Source organism: Paludibacterium yongneupense DSM 18731 (genome assembly GCF_000422925.1).
GTDB classification, from domain to species: domain Bacteria; phylum Pseudomonadota; class Gammaproteobacteria; order Burkholderiales; family Chromobacteriaceae; genus Paludibacterium; species Paludibacterium yongneupense.
This window is the reverse complement of sequence record NZ_AUGZ01000030.1, coordinates 15,186-30,624: the sequence shown is the minus strand read 5'-3', so window position 1 is coordinate 30,624 and position 15,439 is coordinate 15,186. Positions and strand designations below refer to the sequence as shown.

Here is a 15,439-nt window from a genome sequence, read left to right as displayed (position 1 = left end):
ATGGACGTGGAGTCTTCAATCGAGAAGAGATGCGCAACCCCTTACGGATTACCCACGCTTTAGCTGTTTTACGCCCGCAAGCTGTGTCAAATCGGCGAACCGTCATTCAACCCGAACTGCGCGATATTGTCAAGCAGGAAGCAGGCTTGCCACCAGCGGCAAGTGGTCGGACAGGCGCGCCCACGGCGCCCCATGCAGGACTTCGGCACGCAGCGGCTTGAGGCCGCGCACATAGATGCGGTCCAGCGGCAGAAAGGGCATGCGTGCGGGAAAACTCAGCGCATGCTCGCCGTGCAGCATCAGGAAAACCTCGTTCAGCCCGAGATCGCGCGCAAGCTGGTCGCTCGCCTGCACCCGCCAGTCGTTGAAATCGCCGGCCAGGATCAAGGGAATGCCGGCATCGCTGGCATGGGTCAGATAGGCGGTCAGCGCCTGGTATTGCTTGCTGCGATCGCGGCCTAGCAGATTGAAGTGCGCACACAATGCCACCACCGGAGTAGGCCAACCGGCAGGATGCAGCACGCAATGCAGAATGCCGCGACTCTCGAAACGATTGACCGAGATATCGAGATTGCACCAGGAATGGATGGGGAAGCGCGACAGCAGGGCATTGCCATGGTGGCCGTACTCGTAGGCGGCATTCAGGCCATACACCGACATCAGCTCGAGCCGACGGGCGAGATAGCGGTGCTGCGGCAGGCTGGACCAGTCGCTGCAGCGCCGCGCGCGGCGCAGATTGCGCCCCTGTACTTCCTGCAGAAAAGCCAGGTCGGGCAGCACCGTTTCCAGCGCACAGGCGATTTCTTCCAGCCGCAGGTGACGGTTGAGCGGCGACATGCCCTTGTGGATGTTGTAACTGGCGACCGTCAGCGCCCGCATGCGCGCATCCGGCCGGCCATGCGCTCGGGAAGCTGGCGCAGGGCCTCGGCATTGGAAGGGGAAAACACGCGCTCGGCAGCGTCGCGCCAGGGCAGCCAGCACCAGTCCAGATGCTCGCCGGGAGCCAGCCGCACGGCAATGTCGCGCCCGACTTCGAGCCCGAAGACATGCTCCTCGTTGTGCGTCACGCCAGGCGGGTAGCGATGGCGCCAGTGCGGGTAGATTTCATAGCGATTGACCCTGTCCCAATCATCCGGCGGCGGCGACAGGATTCCCGTCTCCTCGGCGACTTCACGAGCGGCGGCCTGCGCGAACGTCTCGTCGCCCTCCAGACTGCCGGTGACCGATTGCCAGAATCCGGGGCGGTCGGCCCGCTCCAGCAACAACACATGACCGTCGAGACGATAAATCACCACCAGCACCGACAGCGGCTGTTTGTTTCCCATACCTTGCCCCAAATACTCAGCCGCGACTATCCGGCGCGGGCTGCACTCGTAAGACTTCAGGATTGCGCAGCATCACCTCGCGCTGCGGGTACGGCACTTCGATGCCATGCTCGCTGAACAGGCGCCAGATCGCGCGATTGATATCCGACTTCAGTCCCATGAATCCGTTTTCCGGGTCACGAACCCATAATCCTACTTCCAGTGTAATGCCATTATCGCCAAACTGGGTGACGAAGCCGCACGGCGGCGGCTCTTCGTGCACCCGCGCGTGCCGCGCCGCCTGCACGAGCAGGCCGAGAGCCAGGTCAAGATCCGTGCCGTAAGCCACCTGAATGGGCAGGCTGATCCACATCGTCTTGTCGGTGTACGACTGATTGATCACCGTGTTCGCGATCATGACCTCATTGGGGACCAGCGCCTCGGTGCCATCCAGCCCCTTGAGAACGACGTAGCGCGAGGTGATCTTGCTGACGTAGCCGACCCGGTTTTCCACCATCAGCCGATCGCCGATGCGAATGGAGCGGTCTAGCAGGATGATGAAACCGGAAACATAGTTGCTGGCAATCTTCTGCAGGCCGAAACCGAGTCCGACGCCGAGCGCGCCACCGAACACCGACAATACGGTCAGATCGATGCCGACGATGGGCAAGGCGATCAGCACGGCCAGCAGCAGCAGCAGACTGCGCGACAGTTTGGAAAACACGATACGCAGATTGAGATCGAGATGGGACAGCCGCATCAGCCATGACTCGATCTCCCGGCTGACCCACAGTGCCACCACCATGATGCCGGACACCCAGAGCAGACCGTTGATGATCATCAGCAGGTCGAGCTTTTCCTTGCCGACGCGGAAACTGACCGACTGCATCCAGTCCAGTGCGACATCGTCGAGCCCGGTCAGCCAGGCCACGAATGCCAGCCACAGCGCCGACGCCATAAGGCGCTCGGTATGCCGCTCGAAACGCCCGCTGGGCAAGGCCTGGCGCACAATGGCGGCCAGCAGGCGGATCAGGCCCAGCCAGAACAGGCTCGCCGAGACAGCGGGCAGCACATGCGGACGGTGATGGGTCACGTCCAGCCACAGCAAGGTGCACAGTATCGATACCAGCAACGCCGTGAGCGGCATCACCATACGGAAGCCGGCATAAGGCAGAAAGCGCTCGTACCGTCCGGGGTGGCGGGTAAACAAGAGGAAAAACAGACGGCGGGCAACATACCACCCGGCCAGCATGCACAACCCGCCCAGCGCCAGCTCGACCAGCCCCGACGCCGTCTGCAGGGCATCGGCCAGAGCATCCATCGAAATCTCGGTACGCTTGTAGTAGATCACGCCGCACTCCTCGCCGGGTCAGCCTGGCCGTTTCAGCCGGCCAGTTCGCTCAGGACGCCGCCGGAAAGCCGCAAGCACCGATCGGCACGGCGCGCCAGTTCGACATCGTGAGTCACTATCAGCAGGCTGGTGCCCAGATGGGTATTCAGCTCCAGCATCAAATCGTAGACCTGTGCCGCCGTCTGTGCATCCAGGTTCCCGGTCGGCTCGTCGGCCAGCAGACAGGCAGGCCGCGTCACCAGCGCCCGTGCGATGGCCGCACGCTGCCTCTCGCCGCCCGACAGTTCGCCGGGCTTGTGGGCCAGCCGGTGGCCGAGACCGACCTTGCGCAAGATCTCCGCGGCTTCGGCGGCAGCCTGCTCGCGCGGCATGCGCCGGATCAGCAGCGGCATCATCACGTTTTCCTGCGCCGAAAATTCTGCCAGCAAATGGTGAAACTGGTACACGAAGCCCAGCTTGGCATTGCGCCACTCGCCGAGCTCGGGCTCGCTCATGCCGGCCAGACTGCGCCCGAGGACATCCACCTCGCCCCGCGTCGGCTTGTCCAGCCCGCCCAGCAGATGCAGCAAAGTGCTTTTGCCCGAGCCGGAAGCGCCGACGATGGCAACGCGCTCGCCGGCACCGACGCGAAAGTCGACCCCGCTCAACACCTGGACATTCAACCCACCTTCATCGAACACCTTGCCAAGGCCCCGGCACACCAGTACGTCACTCATAGCGCAGCGCCTCCGCCGGCTGGGTGCGCGCGGCTCTCCAGCTCGGATACACCGTGGCGCACAAGGCCAGCAGCAGGGAAATCACGGTAATCATGCCCACATCGCCCAGCTGGACGTCGGATGGCAGGTAATCGATCATGTACACTTGGGCCGACAACAATTTGCTGCCGGTGATATGTTCGATCACGCCGACGATGGGGTCGAGATTGAAGGACACCAGCAGCCCCCCCGCCACCCCGCACAAGGTGCCGAGCACGCCGGACACCGCTCCCTGGATCATGAAGATGCTCATGATACTTCCCGGCGAAGCGCCCAGCGTGCGCAGGATGGCAATATCGGCCTGCTTGTCGGTCACCACCATCACCAGCGTAGACACCAGATTGAAAGCGGCCACCGCCACGATCAGCGTCAGGATGATTGTCATCATGCGCTTTTCGATTTGCACGGCCCGGAAATAGTTGGCATTGGCATCGGTCCAGTCCGTCACCATGGCGTTGCTGTTCAAGCGCGCACTCAGCGAGGCCTTGACCTGCGGCGCAGCCAGCACGTCGTCCAGCCGTACGCGCACGCCGCTGACATCGTCGCCGAGGCGGAACAGGACTTGCGCGTCGCGCAGGGAAATCATGGCCAGCGAGGCATCGAGCTCGTACATATTCAATTTGAATACGCCGACCACGGTGAACTGCTTCAGCCGCGGCATCATGCCGGCTGGCGTGATATTGCCTTCCGGCGTAATCAACGTCACTTTGTCGCCAACCCCTACTCCGAGCTGGCGCGCGAGTTCAACCCCGATCACGATGCCGAAGCTGCCCGGAGCGAGCGCATCGAAGCGGCCGAACACCATGTGGCGGCCGATCGTGACCACGCGACTTTCCGCCGCCGGATCGACGCCGCGCACCATGGCGCCGCGTACGCTGCCACTGGCGGCAAGCAGCCCCTGGGCACTGACGAAGGGAGCGGTGGCCAGCACGCGCGGCTCATGTGCGATTGCGGCAGAAAGCCGCGGCCAGTCGGCGACGCGGCCATCGGCACTGCTGACTTCGATATGCGACGCGGCGCTCAGGATGCGGTCGCGGATTTCCTTCTGGAAGCCGTTCATGACCGACAAGACGATGATCAGCGCCGCCACACCCAACGCGATGCCGAGAATGGAAACCAGCGAGATGAAGGAAATGAAACTGTTGCGCCGTCTGGCGCGGAGATACCGCAGGCCGATAAAGGCCTCAAAAGGCAAATGCATCTACCACCATCCTTCGCGAACCTACGAGTGGTAGGGGTTTTCCAGCGATTGCATCATCTGGAGCAGGAACTCGCGCACCTGTCCCTCGTCACACCCCATCAGCAGAGCATCCTCGAATGCATCCTGCGCCATCTGCCTCAATTCTTCGAGGTTTTCCTGCATCACCTTGATCTTCTCGACGCAGGAGACCACATTTCCTTCCGGATCACGCCAAATCGGTATTTCCATCGCTATTCATTCCATCTTCGCCGCGCGGGGCCACGGCCCGGGCGGCTTAGTGTTTGTGCTTGTGTGCCTTGTGGGCAGCGCTCTTTTTCGCACCGCCGCCCCTCCTGGCGGCGCTCGCCGCCGCACGGCACTTTTTCGCGCCACGCGTACAGCGCGCCGAAGAAGGGGAAGACGTCGCCGGTGTATCGGAAACATCCGCCGCTGCACTGGCGCCAGCCGTGCCGGTACGCGAGACGCGGCGCGCGCCGTTCCAGTGCGAAACCCAGTACGACTGGTTCAGCGTCGTCACCTCGATGGTTTTGCCGGTACGCGGCGAATGGATAAATTTACCGTTACCTAGATAAATACCGACATGTGAGTATGCAAAACCACGGGTATTAAAAAAGACAAGATCCCCGGGGATCAGTTCCGCCTTATCGACGGCGCGGCCGACATGGGCCATTTCCGACGCGGTGCGCGGCAGATTGACCTTGAGCGATTTCTTGAAGACGTATTGAATGAATCCGCTGCAATCGAGGCCGGTGTTCGGGGTCGAACCGCCAAAACGATAGGCGACGCCCAGCAGACTGACAGCCTGAAGCAGCATATCTCCCACAGCGTCTTCGCCGGGTGAGGCATACTTGCTTATCGGGTCTTCCGTGGCTTCGGCGTTCGGGCGCGCTTCGGGCGCGGCTTTTTCTGGCGCGGCATAAGCGCATACCATAAAGCCAGCGAGCACCAAAGCCAGTAGGTGACGATGCAATTTCATAGCCCGCACTCTAACGGACGAGGCCGGCAGTGTAAAGCCGGCAGACAGGCTGGATACCTCATGCTGCGAGAAACTCTTATTGCAATGCGCGACTTGCCGCGCCTAAAAGAAATCAGTGGAATATTGATTCATCACGGACTCGGCGAGTTCGCCCAGCGCCTGCGGCTGCCGCGGGCGATGGAAATCGCCGGCAAGTGGTTGAACCTGAGTCTGCCGGATCCGAATGCAGGGCTGCCGACTCCGGTCCGGGTCCGTCTCGCCATCGAAGAATTGGGGCCGACGTTCATCAAGCTTGGCCAGATCCTCTCGACGCGGGTAGACATGTTCCCCCCGGAATGGATAGCCGAATTCGAGAAATTGCAGAGCCGGGTCCCGCCGCTTCCTCCTGAACGTGTCCAGCAACTGGTCAAGGCGACCTTGGGCGCATCGGCGGAAACCCTGTTCGCCGAGTTCGACCCGGTCCCCATCGGCTCGGCCTCGATCGCCCAGGTGCACCGCGCCACCTTGCGCGATGGCAGCCAGGTCGCCGTCAAGCTGCGCCGCCCCGGCATCGTCGACAAGATAGACGCCGATCTGCGCATTCTGTCGCATCTGGCCTATCTTCTCGAACTCGAGTTTCCCGATGTGCGCCGCTTCCAGCCCCAGGAAGTCGTCAACCAGTTTTCGCGTTCTTTGCGACGCGAACTCGACCTGGCCGTCGAGGCGCGCAATATGGAGCGGTTCGCCGCCGACTTCGCCGACGACAAAACGGTGACGGTTCCGCGCGTGTACTGGGAATTCACCAACCCGGCGGTCAATGTACAGGAATATATCGCCGGCCTGTCCGCCGGCGACGTGTCCGGGCTCGGCGCGGCGGGGCTCGACCCGGTCGAACTCGCACGGCGCGGCGCCGACGCAGTGCTGAAAATGATTCTGATCAATGGCTATTTCCACGCCGACCCGCATCCGGGCAATGTGATTTTCCAGGCCGACCACACGATCTGCTTCGTGGACTTCGGCATGGTCGGCCGTATCAGCCACACCCGGCGCGACGAGATCGTCGACCTGCTTGCGGCCTTGAGCGAACGCGATGAAGCGGCAATGACCGACGTATTGATGGCGTGGACAGGCAGCACCCAGGTTGACGAGCAACGCTTCTCCTACGATATCAGCGAGTTCATGTTCCAGTACGAACATGTGGCCCTGAAGAATGTCAATATCAGCCAACTGGTCAGCGACATCATGGCGCTGGTCCGCGACCATTCCATCCTGCTGCCGCCGGATCTGACACTGCTATTCAAGGCACTGGTGACGCTGGAAGGTCTGGGGCGCCAGCTCAACCCGGAATTCATGCTGGTCGACCACCTCGCCCCCTTCGTGCGCTCCCTGATACTGGAGCGCTACCACCCGGCAACCTTGCTCAAGCGCGGACGCCAGACGGTAAAGGAAGTCGCGGCCATGATGGCTGGCCTGCCGCGTGATCTGGTCCGACTGGGCAAGGATGTCCGGCACGGCAAGTTTCGCATCAATCTGGATCTGAAACGGCTTGACAGCTTCGGCCGCCAGCTCGACACCAGCGCCAACCGCCTCACCATGGGCATCGTCACCGGTTCGCTGATCATCGGCTCGTCCATCGTCATGACCGTCAACGCCGGTCCCAAGCTGTTCGGCCTGCCTTTCCTGGGTTTTCTGGGATTTCTGGCCGCCTTCATCAATAGCATGTGGCTGATCTGGTCGATCTGGCGCGCCGGTAAAAATTTTTGACCGGGCACAAAAGCCGCATTTCGGGACTTGCACGCTTCAATGGTAATAATTATCATTAGCGTTCATCTGATATGCCATGCGAAGGAACGACCATGAACGCCATGCTGGTAGGGGCCGATACACTGGGCAATATTCCGGACGTGCTGCAGAAATTCGGCATCAGCATCGCCCGCCACCTGAGCGGCCGCAACAGCTCGCATCAGCGCAAGCTCGACCGGCTGCCGGCCGGCACCGACCTGCTCATCCTGTTCACCGATTTCCTGGGGCACAACGTCATGCGCCACTTCCGCGAGCTGGCAGCGGAGCATAACATCCGCTTCATCGCCTGCCGCCGCTCGGTATGCGCATTGCAGCAGTCGCTGCAATGCGCAGGGCTGTGTGCCGAATGCGATCGTTGCAACGCCGCGCCGGCCGAGACCGCGAGACCGCTCAGCGACAATAGTCGACCGCTTCGCCGAGCCGCTCGACCCCGATGACTTCCAGTCCCTCGATCGGCTGACGCGGGCAATTGGCGAGTGGAACGACGGCACGGGTGAAGCCGAGCTTGGCGGCCTCGCGCAAGCGTTCCTGACCGCGCGCGACAGGACGGACTTCGCCGGCCAGCCCCACCTCGCCGAACACCACCAGCTTTTCAGGCAACGGCCGGTTGCGCAGGGACGACACGATGGCAAGAATCACGGCCAGATCGGCCGCCGGTTCGCTGATGCGTACGCCGCCGACCGCATTGAGAAACACATCCGACTCGAAGCAGGCAACGCCCGCATGACGGTGCAGCACCGCCAGCAGCATGCCCAGCCTGTTCTGTTCAAGGCCGACGGCCAGCCTGCGCGGCTGAAAGCCATGCGCATCGTCGACCAGCGCCTGTACCTCGACCAGCAGGGGGCGACTCCCCTCCTGCGTCACCAGTACACAGGAACCGGAAACATCATCACGCCACGATGAAAGAAAAATCGCGGACGGATTGCTCACCCCCTTCAGGCCGCGCTCGGTCATCGCAAAAATACCGAGTTCGTTGACCGCGCCGAAGCGGTTCTTGATCGCCCGTATCATGCGATAGCTGGAGTGCGAATCGCCCTCGAAATAGAGCACCGTGTCAACCATATGTTCGAGCACGCGCGGCCCGGCCAGCGCGCCTTCCTTGGTCACGTGCCCGACCAGGACGATGGTGGTGCCGCTTTCCTTGGCCATGCGCGTCAACTGCGCCGCGCACTCGCGCACCTGCGACACCGACCCTGGCGCCGAGGTCACCCGATCGGTGTACAGCGTCTGGATCGAATCGATGACCACAAATTCAGGTGCCTCGCGCTTGAGAACGGCGAGAATCGACTCCAGGCGGATTTCCGCCAACAGCCGCACCTTGCTCGGGTCCAGCGCCAGGCGGCTCGCGCGCAGGGCCGTCTGCTGCGCCGACTCTTCACCCGAGACATACAGCACGCGCCGCTGCTCGCCAATGCGAGCCAGCGCCTGCAGCAGCAGCGTCGACTTGCCGATGCCGGGATCGCCGCCGATCAGGACCACGGCGCCGCGCACCATTCCCCCCCCGAGTACGCGATCGAGCTCATCGATACCGGTCGCTTCGCGCGGCAGGGCTTCGGTGCGCACATCGGACAGGCATTGCACTTCGGCGGCAGCGGCCCAGGACTGGAAGCGGGCAGGCCCGGCCGCTTCGGTCGCCTGCGACTCGCTCAAGGTATTCCAGCTGCCGCAATGCGGGCACTGTCCCTGCCACTTCGGAGATTCGCCACCACAGTCGCTGCAGTGGAATACCGTCTTGATCTTGGCCATGTCCGTGTTCAGTTCCTCGGAGCCGAGGCGCCGCCGGCACGACGGGCATTGTTAAGCTGATTGATGGTATCGAGCAGGGCCTTCTGGTCCTTGGCGTCGCGCACACCGCTAGCCGGCACATGCTGATTACGGATGACGCTCATCACGGCCGCCACTTCGGGGTCATTCTTGGCGGCCGCATCGTCGTAGGCGCTCCCCCGGCTCGACGTCGCATCGGCGGCCGGCGCCTGCCCGCGCGGAGCGGAAGCCACCTCGGGCGTCGGTGGCGGCGGGTCGGGCGGCGGGGCCATCGTCTGCAAATGCTCGCGCGTCATATACTCGTGCATCTCGCGCCAGCCGGCATAGATCTGTGCCTTGTCGGCCTCCGGATTGCGCAGATAACACTGCTCGAGCGAGCGGCCGCTCTGGCGGCAAGCTGCGCCGACCGCTTTATTGGCGTCTTTCGACAGTCCGGTCACATTGCCGATCCAGTTGCAGCTGGTCAGCAGCAGCAGCACCGGCAGCCAAGCCGTGGAGCGCATGTTCATTCTCCCTTGCGTCGCAAGTCCAGTTCTATCGTCTCGCCGCTACGGCCACGGCCCCCGGGTCCCATCCAATACACGAGATGCGGCAGCAAGGCCGCGACCTCGCCGCGCTCGCTCCGATCCTCGCCGGGATGCGTGCGCATCCGCAGCGGGGAATTCACAGGCCCCGGCACCAATAAATTGACGCGCAGCCCCGGATAGACATCCCATTCATTGGCAGCAACCTGAGCCAGATACGCGAGTGCCGCCTTGGAGGCACCGAAGCCGCCCCAGAACGGTCCCGGGTGCAGACCGTGCGTCTCGCCGACGAACAGCACCGCCGCGTCCTCGGCGGCGCGCAACAGCGGCAGGCACGCGCGGGTGAGCGCGAAGGGGGCCACCGTATTGATCCGGTACTGGTTCATCCACTCGTCTATGGTCTGCTCCGTCAACGGCGACAGCGCGTACAAATAGGACGCGCAATGCAGAATACCGTCGAGCCGCCCGCATTCGGAGGCGATCTGCCGCGCCAAGCCGTCGAGTTCGGCCTCGCCCGCCGTCAGCAGATCCAGCGAGATCGCAGCCGGCTCAGGGCCTCCAGCCAGTACAATCTCATCATAGGCCGCCGCCAGAGCGCGGCGGCTGCGTCCCAGCAGGACCACCGTGGCACCAAGGGCGGCAAAGCGCAATGCCGCTGCGCGCCCTATGCCCTGCGAGGCGCCTGTCACCAACAGCACGCGCCCCGACAGCGCGGCATCGTCGTCGAATTCCGTCATCAATTTTGTTGTCATGAATCCCAATCTTGCCTCAACGCATCAGCGGCCCCAACGCCGCTGCGCACCGCTCCTTCCAGCGTTGCCGGATAGGGCGAATCGACCCAGTCTCCGGCCAGATAGACCTGCGGCAAACCGGTCCGCGCCGGCGGCCGGATACGCCCTGGCACCGCGGCGAAAGTCGCGCGCTTTTCCACCACCACCCGGCTCCAGAGCGGCTCGGGCAGGCCAGGATCGACCCGGCGCGCATCGGCCACCACGGCCGCCACCAGGGCCGTGCGCGACGGCAGAGTCGCCGCATCAGGCGCACTGATGACGGCGGCGAACAAGCCGTCCGCACGCGAAAACATCCAGTGGACGGTACCATGCGCAAGCCCGGTCATTGCACGGGGAAGGCGCACCGGGCGTGCAAACCGCAAGTACACGGTATATATCGGCCAGAACGACAGATCCTTGACTCCCGCCGGCATCGCCTCCTCGCCAATGAGGGCCAGGGCATGGTAAGGCGCAACGGCGACGATGGCGGCATCGAAGCGCTCGCCTTCCACCCGCACTCCCCCCTCCACCGTTTCCAGCGAGTCGACACGGTGCCCGAAACGCAGCTCCGCCCCGTGTTCGCGCAACCAGGCACAAGCGGGATCAGGAAACAACGCCGACAAATCGCCACGCGGCAGCAACAGATCGCTGTCGGCACGAGAGCCGCCGAGACTGTCGCGCAGCACGGTAGCCAGGATCCGCATCGACGCGATTTCCAGAGGCGTATTCAGCGCCGACAGCACCAGCGGCCGCCAGAAACGCTCGAGCAGCGCTTCCGGCTGTCGCTCGCGCCGCAGCCAGCCCGACACGGTCCCATCCTCGGCGACCTGCCAGCCGCTCCGCCGCAACGTACCCAGCGCACGGGCGAGATGGTATTTCTCGCCCCAGGACAAGCCGTCTGCACGGAGCAGCCCCAGGACCAGATGCCACGGAGCAGGCAGGCTCGGACACGCCATTCGCAGACCGTCCGCCTGATACCAGGACAAGGGCAAGCGCTGCAGCGACCGTTCTGGATCGCTCCCGACGCAACGCATCAGCCGCAGGCACTCGCGATAGGCGCCGATCAGGATATGCTGGCCGTTATCCAGCGACTCGCTGTCGTCCCGCACGCGCCGCGCACGCCCGCCGGCCTCGCGCCCCGCCTCGAAAACAACCACCTCCCCCACGGGGGCCAGTTCGATGGAAGCGGCCAGACCGGCCCAGCCTGCGCCGATGACAGCGATCCGGGGGCGACTCATGGACGGTAGCCGAAAGTCCAGGTTTTCCATGCCAGCCACAGCTTGAAGACAGGGGTCAGCGACAAGCGCTGACTCAAGACCCGTCCCGGGCCATCCCGCCCGATCTCGAGCAGCGTGGCGCGATAAATCGCCGCCATCATCAGTCCTGGCCGCTGCGTCTTGCGGTCGCGGGGCGGCAGCAGATCCCAGGCATGGGCGTAGTGATACAACGCCCGTTCGATCTGAAACGCCATCAATCGCGTGAATTCGTCGCTGTCGCGATATGCCAGAATGTCCGCCGCCGTGACGCCGAACCGTTGCAGATCTTCAATCGGAAGATAAATCCGGCCGCGGCGTGCATCCTCTCCGACGTCGCGGATGATATTGGTCAGCTGAAAAGCCAATCCCAATTCATCTGCATACCGCAGGGTAGCCGCATCCTGAAACCCGAAGATCCGCGCAGCCAGCCTGCCGACCACGCCGGCAACGCGATGGCAGTATTCGCGCAGATCATCGAAGCGATCATAGCGAGCGAACTCGAGGTCCATCTCCATGCCGTCTATGATCGCTTCGAACTCGGTTTGCGGCAGCCCGTACACCAGCAGGTGCGGCGCCAGCGCGCGCGTCACCGGATGCTCGGGCTTTCCGCCGAACAGGTGTGCGACCTCCTGCCGCCACCAGCCGAGCTTGGCCTGTGCCACCATGGGGTCGACGACGTCGTCGACGACGTCGTCGACCTCACGGCAAAACGCGTACAGCGCGGTGATTGCGCGCCGGCGGTCGGCCGGGAGAAAACGGAAGCTGTAATAAAAGCTGGAACCGCTGGCGGCAGCCTTGTCTTCGCAATACTGATCGGGCGTCACGCGCCACTCCTAAGATTCGGGGTTGCTCACACGGCGCGCAATGCGCGCCACAGCATATAGAGCCAATCGCGCCAGGTCAGCACCGGCCTGGCGTTCCAGACATCGCCGCCCGAGCGGTGCAGCTTCTGCAAGATCCGCTCGCCGCCGAGGATGACAAGACGCAGCTCGAGTCCGATGCGGCCATGCAGCCTCTTGCCCAGAGGGGCGCCGCCCTGCAGCATCCGCCGCGCACGCTCGATCTGCTGCAACATCATGGGGCGCCAGCCGGGCACATCGGCACCCAGACCGTTCTCGGCGATGCCGTAGCGAGCGAGATCGTCCTGCGGCAGATAGATGCGCCCTTTCTTTTCGTCGATCGCCACATCCTGCAGAAAGTTGATCAGTTGCAAGGCGCTGCAGATACCATCCGCCATGGCGATGCTACGGCTATCGTTCTCTCCGTAAAGCGCCAGCATCAGACGCCCGACCGGATTGGCGGAACGGCGGCAGTAATCGATCACCTCGGCAAAAGTGCGGTATCGCGTCTGCACCACATCCTGGCGAAAGGCCGACAGCAAATCGTAGAACGGGGCCAGCGGCAACGCATGCCGCGCCACGGCGGCAGCCAGATCGGCGAACAGGGGCTCCAGACCGGTGTCGCCGCGTGCGATGGCGTCCAGCCCGGCCTCGAGCCGGCCGAGTTCGGCCAGACGCCCCGCAGCGTCGAGATCGCCCTCATCCGCCACATCGTCGGCATAACGCGCGAAGCGATAGATCGCGTGCACCGCCTCGCGCAAGTGCCGCGGCAACAGAACGGAACCGACGGGGAAATTCTCGTAATGGCTTACCGACATTCCGTCCCCCTGAAAAAGAGCGATTATAACCGGACGCCGTCCCACGATCGTGAAGTCATCGCGATTTCCCGCGCAAGCTCGCCGACCGGGCACCGTTTGCACCGGTATCCGGCCGCTCTGCCCGTCTCGCCGTGCACGCGGCAGCCCGGCCCAAAAAACCAAAATCGGCCTCCCCCTTTACAGCCGGCGCACTCTTGCTTAAAATGCCCCGCACTGTGAATGCGCATGGGGGTATAGCTCAGCTGGGAGAGCGCTTGCATGGCATGCAAGAGGTCAGCGGTTCGATCCCGCTTATCTCCACCATCATTCCAGTCGTCACACCACGTCCCCATCGTCTAGAGGCCTAGGACATCGCCCTTTCACGGCGGTAACCGGGGTTCGAATCCCCGTAGGGACGCCAGATACCGCCGACAAGCGCCGGGCCATTCCGGCGCTTTTTGCCTCTGCACACCCCCCTATCGGCACTTGCCGGACTCACGGAAGCATTTGACAGACTGGCGCAGACAGCGAAGTATGGAACACTGTCAGTCCGTCCTCGCCCCCTGCGGGCAGCGACAACGCGTCCCGTACGCCGCGCCGCGCCAGGTGTCAGGAACAGCCAGGAAGCAGCGCCGCTTTCGCCGCGGCTCGCGCACCCCGCAGGCGACAAGACAGCCCTCTAATTCGATCGATACCATTTTGCGGCCTTGTCCGCCGGAAGGGAGAGACCATGGCCCTCGTTTCCAAGCTGCCCCAGGTCGGAACCACGATTTTCAGTGTCATGAGCCAACTGGCGCAAGAACAGGGAGCCGTAAACCTGTCGCAGGGTTTCCCTGATTTTCCATGCGACGAAGCCCTGGCCGAGGCGATGATGTCCGCGCTGCGCGCCGGGCACAATCAGTATGCCCCGATGGCGGGCGTGCCGGCGCTGTGCGGCGCCATTTCCCACAAGATCCAGCAGCAGCGCGGGCTGACCGTCGATGCCGAAACCGAGATCACCATCACCGCCGGAGCCACACAAGCCCTGTACACGGTCATCGCCACGGTTCTCCATGCCGGCGACGAAGCCCTGATCCTGGAGCCGGCGTACGACAGCTACGAACCCGCGATCCGCGCCCAGGGCGCCCGTGCCATACGCGTCCCCCTGTCTCCGCCCGCGTTCGCCGTCGACTGGCAGGCGGTGGAGCATGCCGTCACGCCACGCACCAGGCTGATTATTCTGAACAACCCTAACAATCCCGCATGCAGCGTATTCGAACGCGAGGACATGGAAGCGTTGAGCGAACTGGTGCAACGCCACGACCTCCTCGTGCTGTCGGACGAAGTCTACGAACACCTGGTGTTCGACGGAGCGGTCCACCACAGCGTCCTGGAGTACGAAGCCCTGCGCGAACGCAGCTTCGCCGTCTATTCTTTCGGGAAAACCGTACACACCACCGGTTGGAAGATAGGCTATTGCGTGGCCCCACCCGAGTTGACGCGTGAATTCCGGAAATTGCACCAGTACCTCGTGTTCTCCGTACATACTCCGAGCCAGTATGCCCTCGCGAGTTTTCTGAAAACCTCGGCACCGTGGCAAGGGTTGCCGGAGCTGTTTCAGCGTAAACGCGACATGTTGTCGACCAGCCTGACCCGAGCCGGTTTCCGCCTGCTGCCCTGCCGCGGGACCTATTTCCAGTTGGCCGATTACTCGGATATCCGCCCCGATCTGACCGAGATGGAATTCGCGCGCTGGCTGATCGAGCAATATGGCGTGGCCAGCATCCCGGTTTCGGCGTTCTACGGCGACGGCCGCAGCCAGCACCTGGTGCGCTTCTGCTTTGCCAAGCGCGAATCGACGCTGCGCGCAGCACAGCAGCATCTGGAAAAACTGGCAGGCTGCGTGCAAAAAACGCCGTGAGGGGCTTGTGCGCTACGACGCAGACCGGTATAGTTCGGCCTCGTCGCAGCACACACGGTGCGACGGCAGTCACACCAGTGGGGGTATAGCTCAGCTGGGAGAGCGCTTGCATGGCATGCAAGAGGTCAGCGGTTCGATCCCGCTTATCTCCACCACTTCCTTTTTTCCCGATATCGTTGTCCCCTTCCGGCCCCACCCGTCCCACTGCTTCTGCGGCCTG

General features: G+C 63.3%; 16 protein-coding genes and 3 tRNA genes. 6 read left to right on the top strand and 13 right to left on the bottom strand.

Annotated elements, in window-relative coordinates:
- Positions 1-129 precede the first annotated feature (129 nt).
- From G520_RS0111265 to G520_RS22500, 7 genes are read right to left on the bottom strand one after another with little or no spacing between them, the layout of a single operon-like run.
- The gene (locus G520_RS0111265) at positions 130-879 is read right to left on the bottom strand and encodes an endonuclease/exonuclease/phosphatase family protein (protein WP_028535753.1); all 750 of its coding nucleotides are present in this window, start codon (positions 877-879) and stop codon (positions 130-132) included.
- Positions 867-1,325, bottom strand: a complete 459-nt coding sequence (gene nudB, locus G520_RS0111260; RefSeq protein ID WP_028535752.1) for a dihydroneopterin triphosphate diphosphatase — start codon at positions 1,323-1,325, stop codon at positions 867-869. The genes G520_RS0111265 and nudB overlap by 13 nt, the downstream gene beginning before the upstream one ends.
- A gap of 16 nt (positions 1,326-1,341) precedes the next feature.
- Positions 1,342-2,655: a mechanosensitive ion channel family protein gene (locus G520_RS22505; protein ID WP_246542668.1), complete on the bottom strand. Its 1,314-nt coding sequence runs from the start codon at positions 2,653-2,655 to the stop codon at positions 1,342-1,344.
- 32 nt (positions 2,656-2,687) lie between these two features.
- On the bottom strand, positions 2,688-3,371 hold the full coding sequence (gene lolD / locus G520_RS0111250) for a lipoprotein-releasing ABC transporter ATP-binding protein LolD (RefSeq protein ID WP_028535751.1): 684 nt from the start codon (positions 3,369-3,371) through the stop codon (positions 2,688-2,690).
- On the bottom strand, positions 3,364-4,611 hold the full coding sequence (locus tag G520_RS0111245) for a lipoprotein-releasing ABC transporter permease subunit (RefSeq protein WP_028535750.1): 1,248 nt from the start codon (positions 4,609-4,611) through the stop codon (positions 3,364-3,366). Before G520_RS0111245 ends, lolD begins: the two co-directional genes overlap by 8 nt.
- A 21-nt stretch (positions 4,612-4,632) precedes the next feature.
- Positions 4,633-4,839 carry a hypothetical protein gene (locus G520_RS0111240; RefSeq protein WP_425516750.1) on the bottom strand — a complete coding sequence of 69 codons (207 nt, stop codon included), beginning with the start codon at positions 4,837-4,839 and terminating at the stop codon, positions 4,633-4,635.
- A gap of 46 nt (positions 4,840-4,885) precedes the next feature.
- Positions 4,886-5,587, bottom strand: coding sequence for a C40 family peptidase (locus G520_RS22500; RefSeq protein WP_051229336.1), 702 nt, complete (start codon positions 5,585-5,587; stop codon positions 4,886-4,888).
- 60 nt (positions 5,588-5,647) lie between these two features.
- On the opposite strand from G520_RS22500, the gene G520_RS0111230 reads away from it, so the two are divergent.
- The gene (locus tag G520_RS0111230) at positions 5,648-7,330 is read left to right on the top strand and encodes an ABC1 kinase family protein (RefSeq protein WP_028535747.1); all 1,683 of its coding nucleotides are present in this window, start codon (positions 5,648-5,650) and stop codon (positions 7,328-7,330) included.
- A gap of 92 nt (positions 7,331-7,422) precedes the next feature.
- On the top strand, positions 7,423-7,806 hold the full coding sequence (locus G520_RS0111225; protein WP_028535746.1) for a DUF2325 domain-containing protein: 384 nt from the start codon (positions 7,423-7,425) through the stop codon (positions 7,804-7,806).
- Here the strand turns inward: G520_RS0111225 and radA are convergent.
- The 6 genes from radA to hpnC are packed head-to-tail and all read right to left on the bottom strand — an operon-like array spanning position 7,760 to position 13,340.
- Entirely contained in the window at positions 7,760-9,115 is a 1,356-nt protein-coding gene (gene radA, locus G520_RS0111220) for a DNA repair protein RadA (RefSeq protein WP_028535745.1), read from the bottom strand. The two genes, G520_RS0111225 and radA, sit on opposite strands and share 47 nt — an antisense overlap.
- 8 nt (positions 9,116-9,123) lie before the next feature.
- Positions 9,124-9,636, bottom strand: a complete 513-nt coding sequence (locus G520_RS0111215; RefSeq protein WP_028535744.1) for a hypothetical protein — start codon at positions 9,634-9,636, stop codon at positions 9,124-9,126.
- Between the two features lie 2 nt (positions 9,637-9,638).
- Positions 9,639-10,409 (bottom strand): SDR family oxidoreductase, encoded by a 771-nt coding sequence (locus tag G520_RS0111210; protein ID WP_211222815.1) that lies wholly within the window; start codon positions 10,407-10,409, stop codon positions 9,639-9,641.
- Positions 10,406-11,665, bottom strand: a complete 1,260-nt coding sequence (gene hpnE / locus G520_RS0111205) for a hydroxysqualene dehydroxylase HpnE (protein ID WP_028535742.1) — start codon at positions 11,663-11,665, stop codon at positions 10,406-10,408. Before hpnE ends, G520_RS0111210 begins: the two co-directional genes overlap by 4 nt.
- Positions 11,662-12,507, bottom strand: a complete 846-nt coding sequence (hpnD, locus tag G520_RS0111200) for a presqualene diphosphate synthase HpnD (RefSeq protein WP_028535741.1) — start codon at positions 12,505-12,507, stop codon at positions 11,662-11,664. Before hpnD ends, hpnE begins: the two co-directional genes overlap by 4 nt.
- Before the next feature lie 26 nt (positions 12,508-12,533).
- The gene (gene hpnC / locus G520_RS0111195; protein WP_028535740.1) at positions 12,534-13,340 is read right to left on the bottom strand and encodes a squalene synthase HpnC; all 807 of its coding nucleotides are present in this window, start codon (positions 13,338-13,340) and stop codon (positions 12,534-12,536) included.
- A 227-nt stretch (positions 13,341-13,567) separates the two neighbouring features.
- Between hpnC and G520_RS0111190 the strand changes: the two genes are divergently transcribed.
- The 4 genes from G520_RS0111190 to G520_RS0111175 all read left to right on the top strand — a co-directional run bounded on the left by G520_RS0111190 (position 13,568) and on the right by G520_RS0111175 (position 15,374).
- Positions 13,568-13,643, top strand: a tRNA-Ala gene (locus G520_RS0111190).
- 21 nt (positions 13,644-13,664) lie between these two features.
- Positions 13,665-13,740: transfer RNA gene (locus G520_RS0111185), tRNA-Glu, on the top strand.
- A 309-nt stretch (positions 13,741-14,049) separates the two neighbouring features.
- A complete protein-coding gene (locus tag G520_RS0111180; RefSeq protein WP_028535739.1) occupies positions 14,050-15,219 on the top strand; it encodes a methionine aminotransferase in 1,170 nt (389 codons plus the stop codon).
- 79 nt (positions 15,220-15,298) lie between these two features.
- Positions 15,299-15,374: transfer RNA gene (locus tag G520_RS0111175), tRNA-Ala, on the top strand.
- Positions 15,375-15,439 lie beyond the last annotated feature (65 nt).